This window comes from Kordia sp. SMS9 (genome assembly GCF_003352465.1).
GTDB lineage: Bacteria > Bacteroidota > Bacteroidia > Flavobacteriales > Flavobacteriaceae > Kordia.
Map to the genome: position 1 here is coordinate 1,274,926 of NZ_CP031153.1, position 24,461 is coordinate 1,299,386.

The 24,461-nt window shown below is 35.9% G+C and carries 23 protein-coding genes; 13 read left to right on the plus strand and 10 right to left on the minus strand.

Features of this window, described 5'->3' with window-relative positions; all coding sequences use genetic code 11:
* Position 1 precedes the first annotated feature (1 nt).
* The 5 genes from KORDIASMS9_RS05550 to KORDIASMS9_RS05570 all read left to right on the plus strand — a co-directional run bounded on the left by KORDIASMS9_RS05550 (position 2) and on the right by KORDIASMS9_RS05570 (position 5,930).
* A complete protein-coding gene (locus KORDIASMS9_RS05550) occupies positions 2-850 on the plus strand; it encodes a DUF4249 family protein (protein WP_114901888.1) in 849 nt (282 codons plus the stop codon).
* A gap of 126 nt (positions 851-976) precedes the next feature.
* Positions 977-1,321: a hypothetical protein gene (locus KORDIASMS9_RS05555; protein ID WP_162819776.1), complete on the plus strand. Its 345-nt coding sequence runs from the start codon at positions 977-979 to the stop codon at positions 1,319-1,321.
* Positions 1,322-1,781: 460 nt separating this feature from the next.
* The gene (locus tag KORDIASMS9_RS05560) at positions 1,782-2,294 is read left to right on the plus strand and encodes an RNA polymerase sigma factor (RefSeq protein WP_114901890.1); all 513 of its coding nucleotides are present in this window, start codon (positions 1,782-1,784) and stop codon (positions 2,292-2,294) included.
* A 53-nt stretch (positions 2,295-2,347) separates the two neighbouring features.
* On the plus strand, positions 2,348-3,265 hold the full coding sequence (locus KORDIASMS9_RS05565) for a FecR family protein (protein WP_114901891.1): 918 nt from the start codon (positions 2,348-2,350) through the stop codon (positions 3,263-3,265).
* 64 nt (positions 3,266-3,329) lie between these two features.
* Positions 3,330-5,930 carry a carboxypeptidase-like regulatory domain-containing protein gene (locus tag KORDIASMS9_RS05570; protein ID WP_114901892.1) on the plus strand — a complete coding sequence of 867 codons (2,601 nt, stop codon included), beginning with the start codon at positions 3,330-3,332 and terminating at the stop codon, positions 5,928-5,930.
* 233 nt (positions 5,931-6,163) lie between these two features.
* On the opposite strand, the gene KORDIASMS9_RS05575 is transcribed toward KORDIASMS9_RS05570, so the two are convergent.
* Complete coding sequence (locus KORDIASMS9_RS05575; protein ID WP_114901893.1) at positions 6,164-7,324, minus strand: ATP-binding protein; 1,161 nt, start codon at positions 7,322-7,324, stop codon at positions 6,164-6,166.
* 94 nt (positions 7,325-7,418) lie between these two features.
* Positions 7,419-7,772, minus strand: coding sequence for a dihydroorotase (locus KORDIASMS9_RS05580; protein ID WP_114901894.1), 354 nt, complete (start codon positions 7,770-7,772; stop codon positions 7,419-7,421).
* A 271-nt stretch (positions 7,773-8,043) separates the two neighbouring features.
* On the opposite strand from KORDIASMS9_RS05580, the gene KORDIASMS9_RS05585 reads away from it, so the two are divergent.
* The 6 genes from KORDIASMS9_RS05585 (at position 8,044) to KORDIASMS9_RS05610 (ending at position 17,301) form a co-directional block, all read left to right on the plus strand.
* Positions 8,044-9,111, plus strand: coding sequence for a DUF2652 domain-containing protein (locus KORDIASMS9_RS05585; RefSeq protein ID WP_114901895.1), 1,068 nt, complete (start codon positions 8,044-8,046; stop codon positions 9,109-9,111).
* Between the two features lie 11 nt (positions 9,112-9,122).
* The gene (gene pgk, locus KORDIASMS9_RS05590) at positions 9,123-10,310 is read left to right on the plus strand and encodes a phosphoglycerate kinase (RefSeq protein WP_114901896.1); all 1,188 of its coding nucleotides are present in this window, start codon (positions 9,123-9,125) and stop codon (positions 10,308-10,310) included.
* Positions 10,311-10,566: 256 nt separating this feature from the next.
* Positions 10,567-12,249: a S41 family peptidase gene (locus KORDIASMS9_RS05595; RefSeq protein WP_114901897.1), complete on the plus strand. Its 1,683-nt coding sequence runs from the start codon at positions 10,567-10,569 to the stop codon at positions 12,247-12,249.
* A gap of 159 nt (positions 12,250-12,408) precedes the next feature.
* A complete protein-coding gene (locus tag KORDIASMS9_RS05600; protein WP_114901898.1) occupies positions 12,409-14,052 on the plus strand; it encodes a LysM peptidoglycan-binding domain-containing protein in 1,644 nt (547 codons plus the stop codon).
* Between the two features lie 25 nt (positions 14,053-14,077).
* Complete coding sequence (locus tag KORDIASMS9_RS05605) at positions 14,078-15,064, plus strand: DUF4837 family protein (RefSeq protein WP_114901899.1); 987 nt, start codon at positions 14,078-14,080, stop codon at positions 15,062-15,064.
* Positions 15,065-15,174: 110 nt separating this feature from the next.
* Complete coding sequence (locus KORDIASMS9_RS05610; RefSeq protein WP_114905158.1) at positions 15,175-17,301, plus strand: Tex family protein; 2,127 nt, start codon at positions 15,175-15,177, stop codon at positions 17,299-17,301.
* Between the two features lie 95 nt (positions 17,302-17,396).
* Here the strand turns inward: KORDIASMS9_RS05610 and KORDIASMS9_RS05615 are convergent, their stop codons facing one another.
* The 8 genes from KORDIASMS9_RS05615 to tatA form a co-directional block, all read right to left on the minus strand.
* Positions 17,397-17,846, minus strand: coding sequence for a hypothetical protein (locus KORDIASMS9_RS05615; RefSeq protein ID WP_162819777.1), 450 nt, complete (start codon positions 17,844-17,846; stop codon positions 17,397-17,399).
* A 118-nt stretch (positions 17,847-17,964) separates the two neighbouring features.
* Positions 17,965-18,441 (minus strand): hypothetical protein, encoded by a 477-nt coding sequence (locus KORDIASMS9_RS05620; protein ID WP_114901901.1) that lies wholly within the window; start codon positions 18,439-18,441, stop codon positions 17,965-17,967.
* A gap of 5 nt (positions 18,442-18,446) precedes the next feature.
* Entirely contained in the window at positions 18,447-19,085 is a 639-nt protein-coding gene (locus KORDIASMS9_RS05625) for a hypothetical protein (RefSeq protein WP_114901902.1), read from the minus strand.
* Positions 19,086-19,118: 33 nt separating this feature from the next.
* Positions 19,119-19,973 carry an acyl-CoA thioester hydrolase/BAAT C-terminal domain-containing protein gene (locus KORDIASMS9_RS05630; protein ID WP_114901903.1) on the minus strand — a complete coding sequence of 285 codons (855 nt, stop codon included), beginning with the start codon at positions 19,971-19,973 and terminating at the stop codon, positions 19,119-19,121.
* A 66-nt stretch (positions 19,974-20,039) separates the two neighbouring features.
* Positions 20,040-20,495, minus strand: coding sequence for a Crp/Fnr family transcriptional regulator (locus KORDIASMS9_RS05635; protein WP_114901904.1), 456 nt, complete (start codon positions 20,493-20,495; stop codon positions 20,040-20,042).
* A gap of 129 nt (positions 20,496-20,624) precedes the next feature.
* Positions 20,625-21,092 carry a hypothetical protein gene (locus tag KORDIASMS9_RS05640; protein ID WP_114901905.1) on the minus strand — a complete coding sequence of 156 codons (468 nt, stop codon included), beginning with the start codon at positions 21,090-21,092 and terminating at the stop codon, positions 20,625-20,627.
* Positions 21,093-21,608, minus strand: coding sequence for a hypothetical protein (locus KORDIASMS9_RS05645; protein WP_114901906.1), 516 nt, complete (start codon positions 21,606-21,608; stop codon positions 21,093-21,095). It abuts the gene before it with no gap.
* A 115-nt stretch (positions 21,609-21,723) separates the two neighbouring features.
* Positions 21,724-21,912 carry a twin-arginine translocase TatA/TatE family subunit gene (gene tatA / locus KORDIASMS9_RS05650; RefSeq protein WP_114901907.1) on the minus strand — a complete coding sequence of 63 codons (189 nt, stop codon included), beginning with the start codon at positions 21,910-21,912 and terminating at the stop codon, positions 21,724-21,726.
* A 118-nt stretch (positions 21,913-22,030) separates the two neighbouring features.
* Here tatA and KORDIASMS9_RS05655 point away from each other — a divergent pair, with 118 nt between their 5' ends.
* Complete coding sequence (locus KORDIASMS9_RS05655) at positions 22,031-22,903, plus strand: M23 family metallopeptidase (RefSeq protein WP_114901908.1); 873 nt, start codon at positions 22,031-22,033, stop codon at positions 22,901-22,903.
* A gap of 37 nt (positions 22,904-22,940) precedes the next feature.
* Positions 22,941-24,440: a GH3 auxin-responsive promoter family protein gene (locus KORDIASMS9_RS05660; protein WP_114905159.1), complete on the plus strand. Its 1,500-nt coding sequence runs from the start codon at positions 22,941-22,943 to the stop codon at positions 24,438-24,440.
* The last annotated feature ends 21 nt before the right edge of the window (positions 24,441-24,461 follow it).

The following is a 24,461-nucleotide window of genomic DNA, read 5'->3' on the forward strand; positions in this document are numbered from 1 at the left end:
CATGAAAAAATACATACAACTCACATTTTTATTTGTTCTCTTGATTGCTTTTAGTTCATGTGACGATCCTATTGATGTAGATTTGGAAGAAGCGCCACCGCGTTTGGTGATTGAAGCTTCTCTCGATTGGGAACAAGGAACAGCGGGAAACAACCAAACGGTAAAATTAAGCACGTCTACGCCGTTTTTTGATACTAATATTGACACGAGTGTAACTGGCGCAAGTATAAAGGTGACCAATGATGATACAGGTGCTGAATTCATTTTTACAGATCAAAATGATGGAAACTATACCACGAATAATTTTGTGCCAATTTTAAACAATTCATATACGTTGGAAGTGATTTATAATGGAGAAGTGTACAACGCTACGGAAACCATGACGCCAATTACAGGCATCAACGAAGTATTTCAGTCCTTAGAAGGCGGATTTGACGAAGAGTTGCTCGATGTAAATATCACCTACAATGATCCACAAGAAATGGGCGATTTTTATATGATTCGCTTGCAGGAAGTGGGCGATTTGTTTCCGATCATTGAAACGCGTTCGGACGAATTTACCAACGGAAATGTACAAGACGAATTCTTTGAAAAAGATGACGATGACGACAATCCCGACAATCAATTTGATCCAGGAGATGAAGTAAACATCAAACTTTTCGGAATTTCGGAACGCTACTACAATTACATAACTTTACTCGTAGAACAATATGATTCTTCAGGAAACCCATTTGCAACCACACCTGCGGAAATTCGTGGAAACTGTATCAATTTGACGAATGCTGATAACTATGCGTTTGGCTATTTCAGAGTCACACAATTTGATCAAGTAGATTATACGTTTCAGTAGAAAACTTTTTTACAGGCTTTGATTTTAGTTAAAAATCGCTTAGATTTATCAAACAAATCTTACAAATTTGTAGTTTCATCTTTGTAAAGATTTTGAAGTCCCAATCATCAACCTAACAATAAAAAAATGAAAAAAGTATTCCTACTAGCTCTAATCTGTTTGTGTACAGTACAAGTAATGAACGCCCAAAACTATGACGTTCCACCAAATCCGGAACAAGGAAAATGCTATGAAAGGTGTTTTGATTACAACAAAGAATTTGAATGGAAAGAAATAGACTGTTCAAAAATAAAAGAACAAAATACAAAACTTACGGAAGCGCAACTCTCCAAAATAGAAACGGAAAAGCAAAAAATGCAGCAGTATCAAAAAAAGCTAAAAGCATTAGGCTACAAAGTTGAGGTAACTGGAATTGCAGATAATCAAACAATTATTGCGCATCATAAGTATTTAAAATCACAAAAAAAATAGCGAAGGAATACGAGAAAATTCACTTCAAAAAAGACACAAAAAAACCTCGGTAATAAAGCATTACCGAGGGAAGAAAAACTAGTAAATAGGTTTTGAGATGTATTTTCTTTTTCCCGAATTTCGTGAGACAACTACCGAAATAGTTGCTTTTCTTTTTCATAACATTCGTTTCCCATCCTAAATTTTTTATATTCAGTTAAAAAAAAGGGCAACAAAGACTTTAGCCTCGATCTCAATAGCTTTGCTGCCACTTATTTTCAACTAATAAAAAACCGACTTAATTGAACTTAATATTTTTATGAACGTATAGAAATGTTAAATTTCTAAGTATTTGTTATCTTTAATGTGCTTAATTTGATGATAAAACAAGTAACTTTTAAAATACCCTACCAATATTTTAAAAAAAATTAAAAATAAATTTCCGTAGTTTTGAAAACTGAACGTACCTAACCCAGAATTCATGACTTCGGAAGACAAATCCGTTTGCGAATCAAAACACTACGAAAGCATCTTTAATACACATGCCGAAACACTTCGGAATTTTGTGTATTACAAATGTGGAAGTGAACAGCAAGCAGAAGATATTGTGCAAGAAGCCTTCATTAAACTATGGAAAAACTGTGCGAAAATAGTATTCACAAAAGCCAAATCGTATTTGTTTACGGTAGCAAATAATATGTTTTTAAACGAAGTTGCACATCAAAAAGTCGTTTTAAAATACAAACAGCAAACGAAAAGCAAGGTTTCTAACGAAACACCAGAATTTATACTAAGACAAAAAGAATTTCAAAAAAAATTACAACACACGCTCGCAAAATTGCCAGACGGACAACGCGAAGTCTTTTTATTGAACAGAATTGACAAAAAAACCTATGCCGAAATTGCCGAAATATTAGGACTTTCTGTAAAAGCTATAGAAAAGCGAATGCACAAAGCCTTGGTAACCTTGCGAAAAGAAATAGGAAATGTGTAAAAAAAAGTAGGGTATTTTATAAAGAAACTGTTTAATAAGCGAATCAAACACAAATGATGGAAGAAAAATATGATGATACGTTTCTAGCAAGATGGCTTGCCAACGATCTCACAGATGATGAAAAACTACGGTTTGAAAATTCTGCTGAGTATCAGGACTATCTTGATATCATAGAAAGTGTTGACCTACTAGAAGCACCTTCTTTTGATAAGAAAGCTACATGGAAATCGATTCAACAAACACAACAAACACCAGCACCCAAAGTGCGCAAACTTCAAAAGTCTTGGATGTATGCGGCTGCGGCAATTGTGCTCTTATTTGTTGGATTCTCTTATTTCAACGCTACTGCAAATGCAACTTTCGAAACCAGTTTTGGTGAACAACTAATGATCGTTTTGCCAGATGGATCTGAAGCAACTCTAAATGCAAAATCAATACTATCGTTCAACGAAAGTTCTTGGAGTAATGACAGAACAGTTTCATTACAAGGAGAAGCATATTTTAAAGTAAAAAAAGGAGAAAAATTCACAGTTGCCACAACTTCGGGAACGGTTGAGGTATTGGGAACAGAATTTAATGTGCATGTACATGATGGTATTTTTGAAGTAAAATGTCATGAAGGAAAAGTAAAAGTGACTTCCAAAACACAAGAAATAAAAACTTTAACACAAGGAAATGCATTTTCTTCCATCTATGGAAATCGTGCTTCTTGGGACTTCAATATTGACAATCCTACGTGGAGAGACGGTGAAAGCAATTTCAGAGAAATGCCGATAAAACACGTCATTCAAGCTCTTCAAAATCAATACAACATACAATTTGACTTCGAAAACGTAGACACTACACAACGTTTTACAGGAACTTTTTCACACAAAAATTTAAAACTTGCATTGCGAACTGTTTTTGATCCTATGGAAATTTCATATACTTTTAAGGACGAAAAATCAGTTATACTTACAGAAGCGAAATAATCCCTTTCTTTTCAAACGAAAATGAAATAAAAAAATCGCACAAAGAAGTTTTACCGTTACGTTTATGAGAAATACCTTTAGTGTTCTCTTATTGTTCCTTACGTGTTCATTGTTTGCCCAAAACAATGGAACGTTTTCTTTTGAAAAGGAACCACTGACCAATGTATTGACTGCGGTAGAAAAAGTATATGATGTAAAATTTTCATACAAAGCTACACTTGCCAAAAACAAAACCATCACTTTACAGGTAAAAGATGCGACACTCAACACAGTCATTCAACGTTTGCAAAAGCAAGTTCCCATTGTTTTTGAAAAAGTAAACGATCGCTATTACATCATACGAAGTCAAACTCAAGAAGGAAAAATTCGTATTTGCGGCGTTTTAGTAGATGCGCAAAGCGAAAAACCCATCGCAGAAGCTTCTGTGGTAAATATCTCCCAAAAAAAAGGAACAGTTACCAACGCCAATGGTAAGTTTGAATTGTTCTTGGCAATTCCATCAGATACGATTGAAATTCGTTTTTTAGGCTACAAAACACAACGAATTACAGCGCAAGACTTACAAAAAACACCATGTGAAACCATTCTGTTTGAAGCCGATCAGTACGATTTAGGCACAGTTTTACTTAGCAACTATCTCACATCAGGAATTAACAAAAACACCAATGGTGCCATATCGCTATCACCTTCAAAATTAGGCATACTTCCAGGACTTACAGAACCTGATGTATTGCAAAGCATTCAACTATTGCCAGGCATTCAAAGTCCGAACGAAACTGCCTCAGGATTATTTATCCGTGGTGGAACGCCCGATCAAAATCTCATTTTGTGGGATGGTATTAAAATGTATCATTCTGGTCACTTTTTTGGGTTGATATCTGCGTTTAACCCGTATGTTATCGAAGAAGTTTCAGTCTATAAAAGCGGAACAGAAACACGCTATGGCGATCGTATTTCAGGCGTAATTGACATTCAAACAGATACCAAAGTTCCCGAAAAACTATCGGGAGGTTTTGGGTTCAATATGACACATGGAGACGCGTATTTAAAAGTGCCCATTTCTAAAAATTTTGGCGTTACGGTTTCGGCGCGTAGAGCGTTTACAGACATCTTAGAAACGTTTACATATAACAACTTTTCCGATCGTGTTTTTCAGAACACTAAAATTACCGAAAGCACCGAAATCATAGAAAATGTATTCTCAGAAACGGAAAACAACTTTTTCTTTACCGATTACACGATCAAATTGATTGGAAAACTTTCGGACAAAGACGAAATTATGATTAGTAATTTGCGTACGAAAAACGAACTGGATTTTATGTCGCGAATTGAACTTTTTGAAGAAACATCACGCGATCAATTGAGCATTCAAAATTTAGGGTTTAGCGGATTTTGGAAACGACAATGGAACCAAAATTTTTCGCATACGTTTGATATATATTATTCCCGATTCGATTTTGACTATTTAGGAACTTTTACAGGAAATATTGTAGAAGTTACCGAAGAAGACCAAAAAAGCAATCGAATCAAAGACGTTGGCTTTTCATACAATACCGATTGGATATTGAATGAAAAAAGCAGTATTCAATCTGGTTATCAATTCTCTTCCAATCATGCTACGTTTGGCTTTTCGGGCTTTACAGAAACTACGGAAAGTATTTCAATTTATGATGTTGGAGAAGAAAGTATCAACAATTCACACGCAGTATTTGCATCGTACAAATACAACGATAAAAATGAATTTATTGTCAATGCAGGTTTGCGCATGAACTATTTTAGTACCACGGAAACCTCTTATTTTGAACCAAGATTGTACGTAGAAAAAAAGCTAAACAATGCGTTTAGTGTCAATTTTTCGGGTGAAGTAAAACACCAAGCGGTCAGTCAAATATTAGAATTCAATACCTTAAACTTCGGATTGGAAAATCAAGTATGGGCAATTGCCAATGGAGATGAATTTCCCGTATTAAAAAGCAGACAGATTTCTACAGGTGTTGTCTTTAACAAAAAGGGTTGGCGTGTCGATTTGGATGGTTATTACAAAAACATCACAGGATTAACTTCGTTCAACAGAAGCTTTGGGAATACGAGTGTTTTGGAAACCTTTACCGAAGGAAATAGCATCATTTACGGCGTTGATGTATTGATTGAAAAACAGTTCAACAATTACAAAACGTGGATGGGATATTCGTACACAGACAATGATTTTGAATTCTCGCGAATCAACAACGGCGTCACCTTTCCTGGCAATTATGACATTCGCCATTACTTTCGTTGGGCGCATTCGTATACGGTTAATAATTTTGAATTTTCTTTAGGTTGGAATTACCGCACAGGAACGCCATACACGCCCGTAACATCGGAAACGCAACCCAATGGAGACTTATTCGTGTTTATTGGAGATACGAACAGCACGCGCATTCCAGACTATCATCGTTTGGATTTTTCAGGAACGTACACATTCAACTTTGACAAAAAGAACAACTGGAAAGGTAAAATAGGCTTTTCACTGTTAAATATTTACGATCGTCAAAACTTGCTAGAACGCTATTATGAAATACGCCCGTTTCTAAATCAAAATAACGATGTGCAATTTCGCCTAGAAACCGTTGATAAATTCTCGTTAGGCATGACGCCTAATTTATTATTTAGAGTGGATTTTTAGAGAAGAACGATTTCTTGCTTTGAGAAAAAATCTTTTTTCAAAACAGTCTGCGTCAAGCTGAACTTGATTCAGCATCCCATAATCGTGCGTTTCCTTCGTAAGAATTTGCTAGTTTCAAACAAGATCAATCTCTTTTGATTTAATCATAATACATCAAAAATAAAACCGTCACTTTGAGTGTGCGGAATTCAATTCAGTATTTTATCGAGAAGTACTATGAAAACAATGTTTAGCTACAAAGGCACATCTTTTCGGTGAAGTAGTCGTGTCAACTTAATAGACAAATCGGTCAAAACGATTTTAGCATTTCCGTTGCGCTCTATGTGGTAAATGGCGTCTTGCAATTCCTTAGAAATATCTAAAATATTATTTCCATGCACAAAAGGAGCAAATTTTTCTAAGAAAAACCCTTTGGTGTGCGATTCAAAAAATACCAAATCGGTTGCGGTGTAATTGTGCAGTAAAGCTTGTCTAAAAAGATTCAAACAAAAGCCTAAAAACTTCTTCTGTGTTTCACGCCCAGTTTTGGCAACTTCTTCGCTCCAAGCTATCAAATCGCGAATCGCCGTTTTATTTCCTTTGGCTTTAAAAGCAGAACGAACCCACGTCACAAACCAAGTTTCAAACATCAAATCTTCCGAATCTTGATACACCAAATCGACAGCTTTGTTATAATTTCCATTGGCTTGATGCGCAATTTTAGTAGCTTCGGTTTCCGAAACATCTAACTTTTTAATGAGTGCTTCTTTAATAGCTTGTTCGCCCAAAGGCGGAAAATGTAAAATTTGACAGCGCGATAAAATGGTGTTGATAATTTGCTCTTCATCTTCAGCAATTAAGATAAAAAGTGTCTTGTTTGGAGGTTCTTCTATCAACTTTAGCAACTTATTCGCCGCCGCCGTATTCATGCGTTCCGCCATCCAAATAATCATCACTTTATAACCACCTTCATACGATTTTAGCGTCAGCGATTTTACAATATCGAGCGCTTCATCCACGCCAATCTGACCTTGCTTGTTATCAATGCCGAGCATTTTGTACCAATCAAACAAATTTCCGTATGCTTGCTCTCTAATAAACTGTCGCCATTCTTCCAAAAAATGCTTGGATACTGGATGACTTTTCACTTTGTGATTTCCCGCCACAGGAAACGCAAAATGCAAATCGGGATGCGAAAGATGCTCCAACTTTAAATTACACGCATCGTTTCCGCCTGAATTTTCACCGTCTACATTACTACACAACACATACTGCGCATAGGCAATTGCCATAGGAAGTGTGCCACAACCTTCGGGACCGACAAAAAGCTGCGCATGCGGAATGCGTCCACGATCGGCACTTAGCGTGAGATGTTTCTTGATATGTGTAAGTCCTAAAATATCTTGGAAAAGCATGTGGCAAATATAGGAGTAACCTTTGAATTTTTCAGTAAAATCTTAAAAACTCAAAAATACTCAAGAATGAAGGCTAAATATGTAGAAAATGAGGTTACTTTTTCAAGAGTTCTTTATGGCGAATTGCTTCCTCCACATCTACAGTTATGTATTTGTGACTATTAAAAAAGGCTTTTCCTGAAGTTAGCTTAATCGTTACAACAATGCTTCCGTCTTTCTTTTCATCAACAGAAGTTACGGTAACTTCTTCACCTTTAACACTTTCGTAATTAGCAATGCCTCCTTTTTTTGCAATGAAGTTCGCTTTTGGAAAATTGATATGCTTATAATTATTATTATGCGCTTTACCTATTACAAAAATATCGCCGACCTTAACATCAGCACTTTGCGCAAACATAACACTTGAGAAAAAACTAAAAATAACAGCAACTAAAAGATATTTTTTCATGATAATAAATTCAAAATTTAGAGATCCTTCAAAATAACAAAAAATTGCGGAATCATAAATAAAAACACCTTAATTTTTTTAATTTACCAATAAGAACGACGTTTTTTGAGAATACTGTTTTGGTTCGGCACTAAATCATGATAATGATCTGTCATATAAAAAGTTAAAAACGAGGCTAAATGGTGTTTGTCTATGTGACTTTTTGAATGATTTACATAATAATTACGACAAACTCAATATCTTTACAATAACTCAATCGAAAACAACCCACATGGCGGACAAAGCGCTTCTTTTTATTCCTGACATTTCCGGATTTACCGAATTTGTACAACATACGGCCATACAACACAGTCGTCATATTATTTCAGAAATATTAGAGTTATTGATTGATAACAATATTACAGGGTTACAATTGGCAGAAATAGAAGGCGATGCGCTATTTTTTTATCGAATTGGCGATGTGAATATTCAGCAAGTCCGAGAACAAGTCAAACGAATGTACGTGGCGTTTCATACGTACTTAAAACGCTATGAATACGAAAAAATTTGCCAATGCGGTGCCTGTTCATCGGTATACAACTTATCATTGAAATTTATTGTGCATTATGGCGATATCGAATTTATTTCTGTAAAAGCGACCAACAAACCGTATGGAAGTAATGTGATCAAAGTGCATCGCTTGCTCAAAAATGAAGTGCCAATTTCAGAATATGCGTTATTCACGGAAGCTGTAGATGCAAAAACGGTGCAAACATCAGAAAGTCAATTGCAAACCCACTACGATTTTGGCGATGTTACGTATGCGTACGAATCGCTGTCTGACTACAAAAAGGAACTTCCCGACATTTTGCCAATTCCAGACAATGTACCAAAACACCATCTGTACAGTGAAGAAGCTACCATCAATATGCCCATTTTAGAACTCTATGAAATCATCAGTAATTTTGACTATCGTTTGTTGTGGGCAAAAGGAATTAACAAAGTCGAATATGAAAAAAATCGTGTCAATCGAGTAGGAGACAAGCACAAATGTTTAATTGACAAAAAAGCAATCAATCCGAAAACTGTCACCAAAAAAAGCGAAAAAAATCAGTTGGTGTATGGCGAATCTACAACGGAAGTTCCATTCACCAAAAAATTGAATGTGTATTACGTTCTAACACCCGAAAATGATCAAAAAACACGACTTCGCATTGAAGTATTTGTCGATTTTAAGCCGTTTGGTGTCTTACTAAAACGTTTGATGAAAAAAAACTTCAAAAAAGTCATTCCCAAAAATATAAAAGAACTTATATTGCTTGCTAAATCAGGATTTAACACACAAGAATTTAACGCTTAAAAACCAAAACCGTGAAAACGCTAAACGATTTTAATTTTAAAGATAAAAAAGCATTAATCCGAGTAGATTTTAATGTACCACTCAACGATCAATTTGAAGTCACAGACGATACACGTATTCGTGCTGCAAAACCAACCATCATCAAAATATTGGAAGATGGTGGAAGCTGCGTACTCATGTCGCACTTAGGAAGACCAAAAGGATTTCAAGAAGAATTTTCATTGCGTCACATTGTAGAAGTCGTTTCTCAAATCATTGGCGTACAAGTAAAATTTGCAGGCAACTGTATTGGTGAAGAAGCTACAAAAGCGGTCGCAGGATTGGATAATGGCGAAGTATTACTCTTAGAAAATTTACGTTTTCACGAAGAAGAAAAAGCAGGCGATGAAGCGTTTGCGGCGCAATTGGCAAAGCATGGAGATATCTATGTAAATGATGCTTTTGGAACGGCACACAGAGCGCATGCATCTACCGCAGTAATCGCACAAAACTTTGCAGACAAAAAATGTTTTGGATTGTTATTAGCACAAGAAATTGAAAGCATTGCCAAAGTGATGGAAACAGGTGAAAAACCTGTAACAGCAGTTTTAGGAGGTGCGAAAGTATCGTCGAAAATTACGATAATAGACAATATTTTAGACAAAATAGATCACTTAATTATCGGTGGCGGAATGACCTTTACGTTTATCAAAGCGCAAGGCGGAAGCATTGGAAACTCGCTCGTGGAAGATGACAAACTAGAATTGGCAAAAGAAATTATGAAAGAAGCAGAAGCAAAAAATGTAACCATTCACTTACCAGTAGATTCTATAATTGCAGATGCGTTTGCGAATGATGCCACAACCAAAGTAGTGGACGTCACTAAAATTCCAGACGACTGGATGGGCTTAGATGCCGGACCTGCAACACGTGAAAAATTTGCGGAGGTCATTGCGCAATCCAAAACCATTCTTTGGAACGGACCGTTAGGTGTTTTTGAAATGCCAAACTTTGCCAAAGGAACCATAGCGTTGGGTGATGCCATTGCCGAAGCAACCAAAAACGGAGCGTTCTCTTTAGTTGGTGGTGGCGATTCGGTTGCTGCCGTAAAACAATTTGGTTTTGCAACCAAAGTAAGCTACGTAAGTACAGGTGGCGGCGCAATGTTAGAAAGCTTGGAAGGAAAAACATTGCCAGGTATTGCTGCAATTTTAGAGTAATATATTCTTTCGAAAAACACATAAAAAGACTGTGTAAAAAGTTTACAGAAACGTCATTCCGAGCTTGACTCGGAATCTCATCAAACTCATTTCAAAATATGATAAGAATTTGATGGAATTTGACAAAAGTTAAATTTTCTACACAGTCTTTTTTCTTTCTCATACAGTTCTTAAAATGCTGTGAATTCATTGTTAAAAACGTTAAAAAAAACTATTCTTTAGGTGTTGAATTCTATTTTCGACACAAATACACTTCATGAAAAAAACCATCCTATTTTTAGTTTGTTCGCTGTTCATCATTAATGCAAATGCGCAATCTGTTGATGAACAAACGAAAATCAAAGAATTTGGACTCATTTGGGGATTCTTAAAATACCATCATCCCATACATTCGGCAGGAAAAACAGATATTGATGCCGAATTTTTACATCACTTTCAACAATTAAAAAACATTCAAGAAAGAAGCGCATTAAATACTTTTTTTTTCGATTGGATTCGCAGTTACGGTGAGGTTTCTGATAAAATTAAAACACCAAGTGAAGATTACAATTTCACAAAAAATCTAAACCTCGATTGGATGCAAAATGAAGCGTTCAGTACAGAACTTCGACAGCTACTTTCTACAGTACGTTCAAACACAAAAAACTATAAAGGACATTATGCACAACTTGAAAAACTCACGCGTTTTGTCAGTTTCAATAAGGAAAAAAAACTGAAAAATTTTTCACCCGAAAACAAAGCACATCGAATGTTGACACTATTTCGATTTTGGAATGTGATCAATTATTACGATGTAAACAAATACTTAGCTAAGGAAAATTGGAACACTGTGTTAGAAAATGCGATAACTCCATTTATAAATGCGTATGATGCCAAAACGTATGACAAGGCAAAAACAGAACTCATATCGAAGCTCAACGACGCGCATGCGTTTTACATTGGAGAAGCGTATGGTTTGCCAAAATTCAAATACAAAACTCCTTTTCAAACAAAATATATAAATGATACCTTGGTTGTGACAAAATTATGGAACAAAGAACTCTGTCAAAAAAACGGTATAGAATTAGGCGGAATGATCACCAAAATAGAAGACAAAACGGTTAAAGAATATATCAAAGAAAATTTCAAAACCATCTATAATTACGCAAACGAAAACACCTTGATGTACAGAGCAGAAAGAGTTGCGTTATATCAAGAAAATAGGGAAGAAGTCAACATCAGTTACACAAAACCGAATGGTACAGAAAGCGCATCAAAAACCATTCAGTTGTTTGATAGAATGAACGTAGATGCTGAAAAAGAAAGCCTCAAAAAATCACCATATTACGGACAAAAATTCTATGAAATCACGCCTACAACGGCATATATCAATTTAGGATTTTTAGAAAAAAAAGATTTGAATAAAATCTTGAAAAAGGCAAGCAACTACAAAGCGGTTATTTTTGACTTGCGCATGTATCCGAAATATGTAGACTTGCCAAAATTGACCAAATGGTTATATCCAAACAGAAGCAAATTCATAAAAGTACTCTTTCCGACAAAAGTGCCTGGTTTGGGCGAATACGATGCAGAAGCTCCATTAAACTTTGTTTCAGACCCTTTTTCGGGCGGAAGAAAAAACAAAAATTACTACAAAGGAAAAGTCTTTCTGTTAGTAAATGCTTCTACCGTAAGTCAAGCGGAATACATTTCCATGGCCATTCAAAACAGTCCAAACTGTACTACGATTGGTGAAGAAACTATGGGTGCTGTGATGAACATTACGAGCATTCCAATGCCTGAAGGTCAAGAAGTGAACTTTACAAGCGTAGGCGCTTTCTATCCTGACGGAACAGGAGTTCAAAACAAAGGACTACAACTAGATTATAAAATTACACAAAGGGCTTCGCAACCTGAAAGAGATATGATGGTGGAAAAAGTGTTGGAGTTATTAGAGTGAAAATTCTATAAAGACAAACTGTATATAAAGTCTAATTCCTGTAGTGAGCCCTTTTTCACAAGCCGTAATTTCAAAATTTGAAGAAAAAACACGAATTTAGCAGCAATTTCGTTTCCATACATACAATTATGTTAAAAACGACAAAACGCATACACATACATGAAATACTTAGTTAGCATTCTATTTTTATTGTGCGCTTTTGCGGGAATGGCTCAAGAAGCTAAAGAAAAGCCAGTAATAAAAAAACCTGCATTCAAAATCATAAAAGACACCATCATTCTTGACGGGAAAAAAACCGTAATGACAGATACGATTTATCTGGATATACAAAACGAAATCAAACGTTCCGCAGATGAGATACTTCCACAATTAGACAGTGTACAAACAGCACTAAACGATAAAGATTCACTCAACAAAGTCAATGAAAGTTATAAGCTGCTAGACAACGAAATGGCAGCCAAAATAGACAGTCTATGGCTTCGCGAACTTGGCGGTTCGGAATTATTTGATACCATTCACAAAGAAATCTCTGAACTAAAATACGAACCTGTTGTCTATCAAGAATTGCCAACAGATACACTCAAAGCACGCTTGGCGCGATTGAACGCAAAAACGCCGTTCAATATTGAATACAATCCATCACTAGAAAGTGTCATTCGCCGATTTTTAAAACGACGCAAAAAATCTATGGAACGCTTGATGAAAATCAGTCAGTACTACTTTCCAATATTTGAGCAGGAATTGGACAACTACAACATTCCACTCGAAGTAAAATACTTAGCCATTGTTGAATCTGCTTTAAATCCAAGAGCACGTTCTCGCGTGGGCGCAACAGGTTTATGGCAATTTATGTATCAAACAGGAAAACAATACGATTTGAATGTAAGTTCGTATGTAGACGAACGCAGCGATCCTGAAAAATCCACCACAGCAGCCTGTAAATACCTAGCAAGCTTGTACAAAATATTTGGCGATTGGGATTTGGCATTAGCCGCCTACAATTCTGGTCCAGGAAATGTTTCCAAAGCCATCAGACGTTCTGGCGGTTATGAAAACTACTGGAATATTCGTCCCAACTTACCACGCGAAACCGCAGGATATTTACCAGCGTTTCTAGCTACGATGTATATTTTCGAATATGCGGACGAACACGGTTTTCAGGTAGAAACTATCGAAGTGCCACACTTTGCCACTGACACCATTCGCGTGAAGCAATTGTTGACCTTTGATCAAATTTCGGAAGTATTAAACGTAAAAGTAGAAGACATCCAATTTTTCAATCCAGCGTACAAATTAGACATCATTCCACACATAAAAGACAGAAACTACACCTTGCGATTGCCTGTACAAGAAGTTGGGAAATTTGTCAATAACGAAGCCGCGATTTACAATTTGGCAAAAGAAGAACTTGCCAAACGTGAAAAACCATTACCACAACTGTTTGAAATGGACAAACGCACGCGCTATCGTGTCAGACAAGGTGATTACTTAGGGAAAATTGCAAGACGCTTTGGAGTGCGTGTCAGCGATATCAAACGATGGAATGGAATGCGCTCAAACCGATTGCGCATTGGGCAACGTTTAACTATATATCCAAAAAAACCAGGTTTTGCAGCTAAAAAATCTTCCAAAAAGAAAAAAAACACAGGAAATGCAAAAACCTATACGGTTAAGTCTGGCGACTCTTTGTGGAGCATTGCGCAAAAATTTCCTGGAGTTTCTGTAAAGAATATTCAAAAATGGAACGATATTAGCGGGAATAAACTAAAACCGGGTATGAAGCTCAAGGTTTCAACTAAATAAATAACAATCATAAAACTGATTTCTCGTGAAAAAACTATACGTATTTCTCTTGGTGCTGGCATTATTTTCTGCATGCGAAGATCCCAATGATAAAGCTGTTGCTGAACAATATTTACCATTATCTGCTGGAAAAGTAAATATGGTCGCGGTCATCATGGATAGCGATCAATGGAAAGGAAAAGTAGGCGATAGCATTCGAAGTATTTACGGCGCTCCTACAGACGGTTTGCCGATGGAAGAACCACTTTTTTCGTTAAAACAAATCAATCCGCAACTTTTTGATGGTCCCATCACACATTACCGAAGTGTATTGATCGTAAAAAATTCAGACAAAAAACAATACAAAGTCCAAACGAATTCCTTTGCAAAACCACAAAAAATCATCTTTGTTTCTGGAACAGATGATGAAATTGTGCAGCAGCTTAGTGAAAATGCTGAAAAATCTATTAAAATATTAAAAAACAACGAATTGGTTTCCAAACAGCGATTTATCAACAACGCTTTAAGCGATGATAAAACTTTAGAAGAAACCTTTGGAATTTCACTCAACATTCCGTCCGTATACAAAATGGTAAAAAAGGAAGATAACTTTGTCTGGTACGAACGCAGAGTAAAAAATGGAACGATGAATATTATTGCGTATGCGATGCCTTCTGAAAGCATTCCAAAAAATGATACTACGATTGACGCCATTATCAAAATGCGCGATTCTATCGGAGAAGCGTATGTACCCGGAAGAGATCCGGAAACAATGTATATGATTACCGAAAAAGCGTATGCACCGTATTTGTATGAAGCTAAAATTGACAATAAATTTGCCTTTGAAACCAAAGGAATGTGGGAAGTGTTCGGTTTTCAAATGGCAGGTCCGTTTATCAACTATGTTGTGGAAGACAAAGAACACAATCGTTTAATGGTCATTGAAGGATTTACCTTTGCACCATCGGAAGACAAACGCGATTTTATGTTTGAAATTGAAGCCATCTTAAAGTCGTTAAAGATTCAGCAATAAAAAATTACAATCTTATCTATATCAAAAAGTGCTAGTCCGAGTTTATAACTCGGACTAACTTTTTATATTTGCTATGTGAGTTAGAAATTCACGATATAAAACAAGCTTCCATGACCCAACTCCAATACATACAATCCCAACTTTCATTACCAGAAAAAAGTATTCTAAAAACAATTGAATTACTCAATGAAGATTGTACGATTCCGTTCATATCACGCTATCGAAAAGAAATGACAGGCAATTTGGATGAAGTACAAATTGGTCAAATTGTAAAACTAAAAACAGCCTTTGAAGAGTTAGAAAAACGCAGAGAAACCATCCTAAAAGCGATTACGGAGCAAGATGCGCTTACACCACAATTACAGGAAAAAATCGCGGAAGCGAATACCTTAACTGCTTTAGAAGATATATACTTACCATTCAAGAAAAAACGCAAAACCAAAGCGTCGATTGCCAAAGAAAACGGATTGGAACCACTGGCAAAAATCATCATGAAACAACAACATGAAGATGTTGAATATGCAGCACAACGTTTTGTAAAAGGTGAGGTTACTTCGGTAGCAAAAGCATTGGAAGGCGCGCGCCATATTATGGCAGAATGGATGAACGAAAACGAATACGTTCGAAACAAAATAAGACGGCTGTACCAACGAAAAGCAACGATTACAACCAAAGTAGTGAAAGCAAAAATTGCTGACGAAACCGCGCAGAAATACAAACAATATTTTGATTGGAGCGAATCGCTGCATCGAACACCTTCTCATAGATTGTTAGCCATGTTGCGTGCCGAAAACGAAGGTTTCATCAAACTCAAAGTTGCGGTTGACAAAGAAGAAGCGTTGGAAATCATTGACAGACTCATTATTAAAACCGATGTAGCTTCCTGTACCGATCAAGTGTTTCTTGCCATTGAAGATGCGTACAAACGTTTGTTGGCGCCCGCAATTGTCAATGAAGTCATGAACGATGTAAAAGCCAAAGCAGATGCAACGGCGATTTCAGTATTTGCGGATAATTTAAAGCAATTATTACTCGGTGCGCCTTTGGGGCAAAAACGGGTGTTGGCGCTTGATCCTGGGTTTAAATCGGGTTGTAAAGTAGTGTGTTTGGATGAAAAAGGCGATTTACTGCATAATGAAAATATATATCCACATCCGCCGCAGCGAAAAAATGTAGAAGCAGGAAAAAAAATACGTTCCTTGGTCAATGCCTATAAAATTCAAGCCATTGCGATTGGAAACGGAACCGCTTCACGCGAAACCGAATTTTTCATTAAAAAAATACAATTTGATCGCGATTTGCAAGTGTTTATCGTGAATGAAGCAGGCGCATCTGTGTATTCTGCATCTAAAATTGCCCGTGCCGAATTTCCAAATTACGATGTTACAGTGCGTGGCGCAGTTTCTATCGGAAGACGCTTAAAAGATCCGTTGGCAGAATTGGTAAAGATTGATCCGAAAGCGATTGGCGTAGGACAATATCAGCACGACGTTGATCAAACCAAATTAAAAGAAGAACTTGATACTGTGGTGATGAGTTGTGTAAATGCCGTTGGTGTCAATGTGAATACGGCAAGTAGCGCATTGTTGAGTTATGTATCTGGAATTGGCGTGAATTTGGCAGAAAACATTGTGAACTATCGTTCGGAAAACGGGAAAATTGATTCCCGAAGTAACTTAAAAAAAGTCCCGCGATTGGGGCCAAAAGCATTTCAGCAAGCTGCTGCGTTCTTGCGAATTACGGACGCCAAACATCCGTTGGACAATTCGACTGTGCATCCTGAAAGTTATCATATTGTAGAAAAAATGGCGAAAGACGCGAAACTTTCCGTAGATGAATTGATTGGAAACAAAGCAATTTTAAGCAACATAAAACTAGAAAACTATTGCACAGAAACCATTGGTTTGCCAACGTTGAACGATATTGTCAAAGAATTGGAAAAGCCAGGCGTAGATCCGCGGAAAGCAGCCAAACTTTTCGAATTTGATCCGAATGTAAAAACCATTTCCGACGTAAAAGTGGGCATGTCTTTGCCAGGAATTGTCAATAATATTACCAATTTTGGTTGTTTTGTCGATATCGGCATCAAAGAAAGTGGTTTGGTGCACATTTCAAAATTGGCAAATGAATTTATCAGCGATGTCAATTCGGTGGTAAAACTACACCAACATGTTACCGTGACTGTTGTTGAGGTTGATGAAGCGCGCAAACGCATTCAGTTGTCGATGATTGACTAAGTACAGTTTGTCATTGACTTTGTCGAATCTTCGATTTCCTACGTGTTATATTGAGCGTAGTTGAAATGAAGGCAGGAATTTAGTACGCATTTCCATTAATCAATTTGTAACTCATAAATTTCTTTGGTACTCAAGTTTATTTTGAACCTATAATAGCAATTTCCACCAGACATCGTACTAAAAGCAGCTGTCTTCCAGTTTAGATTTTTAGGAACTTTACAGAAAAAATTAATCCACACTTCTTTTTCTTCTTTTGCATTAATGACAGGTAAATATTGCCTTTTAAAACCATTGGTTTCTAGTTCATCTCCAGTTTCTTCTTCTTGATACAACGGATTTTCTTTATTATACTTTACCAATGCTTTTGCTTGTGCTGAATTGTGTGCAACAATCATTTTTTGTAACAATTCTTCAATTTCAATCAATTCTTTAGTTGAAAGCGTTGCTTCTTTCACATTTTTAAAATAATAACCTCTATTTTCACTAAAAGGTAAAATGGTATACTCCGTTTTTGCTAGAGGAAAGCTATCTTTTTTTGTTTCCACGGAAGTGTTTTGACCTTTACAGGACATATACATGCCTAACGAAATTATAAGTAATATATACTTCTTCATACTATTTTTGGATATCATCACTAAGTTTGTATTGGTTTTAACGAGCAAGTTAGGCTTTATTTTTTGAAAGTTGATTGACAACTTCTTCTAGCAAATTCATTCCTTTTCGATCTAGTTTTTCAAGCATATATACGCTTACATTTTCATTTCCATCTTGAAATGTAACGGTTGCAGTTTCGCCACGTATATCAATCGTTTCAATTTTAGAAATCGGCAGTTTAAACTTTTCGCCAATTTCTGTTTTTAAATATGTATACGAAGTTAATGCGAGGACTAAAACCGAACCAACAACAGTGTACTTAATCGTTGGATCGACCTTAAATAGCATAAAAAAAGCCAGTACTACTGCTATTCCGACCAATATAAATGGAATAAATCGCATTCGAAATTGCCGAAACGAATCCTGTTTCTGAATTCCTTTTTCTTTCAAGTCTTTCACTTCTGACCAATTTCCAGTATTTGTAAAATATAGATTTTCGGAATCTATATTCACAAATCCATATTTGTATTTAAACCAATCTTTCATCTTAGCTAATCTTTAAGTTTCTCCACAATATCTTTATACATGTCCATCATGTAAAAACCACCTGAACTTACAAAATAAAGTCTATTTTCTTCTACAAATAGTTCGTATGGCGCTTTGCTAACGTACATCCAAACAGAACTTTCACTTTTTGAATTCAGCAACATTTCGTATGTCATTTCTGCACTTTCAGGAGTTTTAAAAATATATTCTTCCACCGTAACTCTTGGATACGTATTTCCATTAGTCTGCATTGGTTTTGTTCCTTTTAAAAAGGCTTTGTGAATCTTATGAAGTTTATTTTTAAATATAGCGATATCAATAGCTTTCAGATTACCTTTTAGTTGTAAAACGCGTTGTAAACTACCTAATAACATTGATTTTTTTGGTGAAACAACTTCTAAATTTTTCAGTTGATACTTATGTGCTAACGTTGCTAAGCGCGCTACTTTTTCTTTCAATTTAGAAGTAAGATCGCTGTTTTTTTTAGGTTCACTTTCGTGAGAATTGACTTTTGGCGAAATCGTATCTTTAGAAGTTTCTATCGTTTTCTTCCCTGTTTTATCGGCGTTTTTTTCCGAATTAACATCACAAGAGAAAAATCCCAAGAAAATAAGTAAAACAATATAGCATGCGTTATTTTTCATGTTATGAAGATATAAAATAACGCTTACACGGCATTATTTCTTTACAGGAAACTTGTGTTTTAGAAAATTAAATACCAGCTCAAAATGGTTCAATGGAGCCGCATGCGAACCTACAATGTTAATATGTACAGCTTCGTATGTAAAATGATGATATTTCAGTCTATTCATCATTTTATTGCACATTGGTGTTGTAGGTGCAATTTCATCTTCGGTGGCAGATATTAGTAAAATAGGCGCTTGTATCTTTTCAATCTGGATCAATGCGTTCTTTTCGGCTTCTGTATCTTGCAACATCGTTTCAAAAGCACCGCGTAAATCGCGTTTCATCAAAAAAGGAACAGTGGCTTCATTTATAGGAACAAAAGGCAATTCAGCACCATTAAATGTCCAAGAGGAACTTGTAAAATGATTGGTGTTTCCTAGAAATACAGCGTGACTTGGCACTAAGGCCACCACACAATCAATATCATCGTAATAACTAGCAATTAGCAATGCCAAATCACCTCCACGCGAACCACCAACAATAGCAATTTGTTCCGCATGTACTTGTGCGTGTTTTGTTGCTTTTATAATAGCGTTGTGTATATCTTCAATGGCAATTTTTTCTAAAAGCTTCGGTGTGTTTTTTGCATTAAAATAGCCAATTGCTAAAAAAGCATAGCCTTTTTCAAGAAATTGATCTCTCGTTTTTTTCCAATGATTGCTTGTCCAAGCGTTTCCACCTTCCGAACCGCCAAGTCCAACAACTAAAGGTTGATTTTGCCCGTTTCCAACATATAAAACAGCTTCTGTATTTTTGGTAGCAAGTGTTTCTTGTGCATGTAATAATGTGGTAGCAATTAAAAAAAAGAAGAAGAATGCGAATTGTATTTTTTTTGATGAAATCATAGTAGTTTGCTTTTGAGACAAAGTAACTGTTTCATAATTTCAAAACTTTTGACTTAGGTCAAAAAATCATTTTTCGGCGCGAATTCTACTTAAAGTTTCTTGTGTAATACCAATATATGAAGCGATCATTCCTAAGGGAATTCGATGGTAAATATCGTGATACGTTTCACAAAAATGATCGTATTTTTCTTTGGCAGAAGCAAAACGCATGGAGGTAATTCGCTCCATTAAATGTCCAAAAATAGTTCCCATAGAAAGTCGCGAGTAGCGTTCCATTTCTGGGAAATGATCAAACAAATATACCAAATCATTTACGTGTAACGAGAAAGCTTCTGTAGTTTCAATAGCGTCAATATAATAGATGTCTTTTTTGCGTTGCATAAAGCTTCTGGGAGAATTGATCCATTCATTTACACTGCAAAAGTATTCACTAACCTCTTTTCCATCTTTCAAAAAATACGTACGCAACATTCCTTTTCTAATAAAATAACTTTTAGTAGAAATTTGATGGGCATCTAACACAAGTTCGCCTTTTTTAAACGTAACAATATGTAATTTATCTTTTAATTCCGCTTTAAGCTGATCGGAAAGTTTGATGTATTGCTCAAAATGTTCAAATATATTTTCGGTAGTTTCGATATGAAATAGTTTTTAGGATTCTTCTATGATTTCTAGATCAAGTTTCTCAAAAAAAACTTTGCGTTGAATGCGTTTTTCACCTTCATACACTGCTTTACAAAATAGCACATATAAGATCATAAAAACTCCAACAATGGAAGTATATAACCAAAAGCGTTCATTTTTATACAAAGAAAAAAGCTTCCAAGAAAAAAAGACAAACAATATAGAAAACACTCCCATGAAAAAGGTTTTTCCAAAAATATTAAGCTTTGTTTTAATGTCGATCAAGTGGTTTTTACGATCAAACTTAAAAATAAAAACAGCGTACAAACTTGCAGTCCAACTATTGTGTTGCCAAAGTCGCACTTCCCTTTCTTTGCTGCTTCCGTGTAGTTTTTTATTCTTGAACAGGAAACATAAAAAATGCGCTCGAAATGTATCGGGCTTTTCTAGTGTAATCAGTGCTGCTACTTCTTTTTGTGTAATTTCTTCAGCCATTTACTTCATCTGAAACGTATCAAAAATTTTACGCGATAAAACGATATATGCGTCAAAATTACTATTCAAGCATGTAACTGTCAATACATACGCTGTGTCGTTTTCAACATAATACCGTTGCTCAAATTTGAGCGCAATACCACTTTGTGTGCCTACATACTGAATGCGATGATACGTTTTTGAATCTGCTGTAATGCGTTCACTTTTTGTAATTTTTCCGCCTTCCAGCATGTTTTTTATTTGTTCTTCAGAAAGTTTCGTATACGAATCAAGATTCAGGTTATATTCTGATAAATCTTGCACAACCACATTGATATTTTCCTTAAAATTATCACCTATTTCTTGTGGTGCGTATAAAATCAAATCAACACCAACGGTTTTAGAAGTATCTGCTTTCCAATCATTCGGATGTTGAATGGAAAAGTTATCAAGTGTAGTCGTTTTCCATGATTCTTGTGCTTCTACAGTAATACACATAAGCGCAGTTACTAGTAAAAGGAGTGTTATTTTTTTCATACGAGTATATTTTAATCTTTAATTCAGCACTTAAAACTAGTTCTTTAAATGATAGAAACAAAAAAATCCACACCGTAACAGTGTGGATTTTGTATGCAGTATATACAATAGAAAATTATTCTTTCTCTACTTTTTTCGTTTCTTCGTCTCCTTTGGTTGCATCCTTAAATTCTTTAATTCCGCTACCTAAGCCACGCATTAATTCTGGAATCTTTCTTCCTCCAAATAAAAGCAATACAACAACTACGATTAAGATAATCGAAGTTCCTCCTGGAATGGCTAAAAACATATGTAATGACATCATAATGATTCGTATTTAAGTTACAAAGGTAAAAATAAATAGATACCTAACGGTACAGAAGCATAAAAAAAACACATTCAGAGCAATAAATACTACTATTTTTCTTTTTAAGTTTGTAACCATGGCAAAAGAAAAGCAAAAAAGACAGCAACTCAAAAAGAAACTTTTGCACAAGTATCGCTTGGTCATTCTCAACGAAGATACTTTTGAAGAGCGTATTTCTTTTAAACTCACACGTTTAAATGTGTTTGTGTTGGTTGCGTTTTCCGCAATTATGTTGATCGTATTGACTACATTTTTAATTGCCTTTACGTCATTGCGTGAATATATTCCCGGCTATTCATCGACAGCATTGAAGCAACAAGCCATTGATTTGTATGAAAAAATTGATTCGTTAGAACAAGTGGCACAAAGAGATTCTATTTACTTAAACTCTATTCGTAATGTCCTTACGGGAGAACTCAAAAGTGAGAGCATCAATAAAGATTCGTTGTTCAAGTCGTTTGAATTAGATCCTGATCAGGTCGATTTATCGCCCAACAAACAAGATTCGTTATTGCGTGAAGAAGTAGCGCAGGAAGACAAATACAATCTGTTTGAAACCGCCACTGCCAAAGTCAACTTTAAACTTTTTCCACCTGTCAAAGGCGCAATTACCCAAAAATACAATCCGAAAGAAAAACATTTTGCCGTCGATGTTGTTGCGCCAAAAGATACGCCGATAAAAGCAACCGCAGACGGAATGGTGATTTTTGCCGAATGGACCGCACAAACAGGTTATGTCATTATCATTGAACATTCCAACAATCTAATATCTGTTTACAAACACAATGCGTCGTTGACAAAACAACAAGGCGATTTGGTACGCGTAGGCGAAGTTATTGCCAGTATTGGAAATACAGGCGAACTCACCACAGGACCACATTTGCATTTTGAATTGTGGAGCGAAGGATATTCCATTGATCCAGAATCGTTTATTGATTTTACACTTTAAAATAGCTGATGTAATCCAAAGAAGCAAACTCACACCGATGAAATCATTCAAAGCCTTTTTAGCAAAACCTTTTGCAAAATACATTCAAAAAAAAGTATCAAAATGGGCAAACCAACCTATTGAAACGCAGGAAAAAGTGTTTCAAAAACTCATCAAAGAAGCTGCGCATACACAATTTGGAAAAGATCACGACTTTGCTAACATTCAATCGCATGCCGATTTTATAAAACGAGTGCCGATTCGCGATTATGAAGCCTTACGTCCGTATGTAGATAGAGTTGTAGCGGGTGAAAAAGATATTCTTTGGAAAGGAAAACCGCTGTATTTTGCCAAAACTTCTGGAACGACTTCTGGTTCAAAATACATTCCGATTACCAAAGAATCCATGCCCACACATATTGAAGCGGCTCGAAATGCGATTTTGCTGTACATTGCGGAAACTGGAAATACCGATTTTGTAGATGGAAAAATGATCTTTTTACAAGGAAGTCCAGAACTCAACGAAAAAAACGGTGTAAAACTCGGACGACTTTCTGGAATTGTAGCACATTATGTACCTGGATACCTTCAAAAAAACAGAATGCCAAGCTGGGAAACCAATTGCATCGAAGATTGGGAAACCAAAGTTGAAGCCATTGTCAATGAAACGCTGCACGAAAAAATGGCGATTATTAGCGGAATTCCGTCGTGGGTGCAAATGTATTTTGAACGTATTGAAGCGCGCACGGGCAAAAAAGTAGGCGAAGTTTTCCCGGATTTTAAACTGTTTATTTATGGTGGTGTCAACTTTGAACCGTATCGCAACAAATTTGATAATTTGATTGGACGAAAAGTAGACAGCATTGAATTATATCCAGCAAGTGAAGGGTTTTTTGCCTATCAAGACCAACAAAATGATAAAGGCATGCTGCTACAACTGAATTCGGGTATTTTTTACGAATTTGTCAAAGCGGATGAATTTTTTGATGAAAACCCTAAAAGAATCACTGTAAAAGATGTGGAAATTGGCGTGAATTACGTCATGATCATTTCCTCAAACGCAGGATTGTGGAGTTACAATATTGGTGATACGGTAGAATTTACCTCCACAAAACCTTACAAAGTGATTGTTTCAGGTCGTATCAAGCATTTTATTTCGGCGTTTGGTGAACATGTTATTGGCAAAGAAGTAGAACAAGCATTACACGAAGCATTGCAGCAATCTGGCGCAAGCATTAATGAATTTACGGTGGCACCACAAATAAATCCCACAGACGGTTTGCCATATCACGAATGGTTTATTGAATTTGAAAAGGAACCCGAAAACATAGCAGCATTTGCAGAAACGATAGATGCTTCGCTACAACAACAAAACAGTTATTATTTTGATTTGATCGATGGGAAAATTTTGCAGCGATTACACATCACAAAAATTCAAAAAGATGGCTTTCAAAACTACATGAAATCCATTGGAAAATTGGGCGGACAAAATAAAATTCCTAGATTGTCAAACGATCGAAAAATAGCGGATTTACTAACGAATTACAAAAAAGCTTAGAAATATCAAATTAACTTGTAT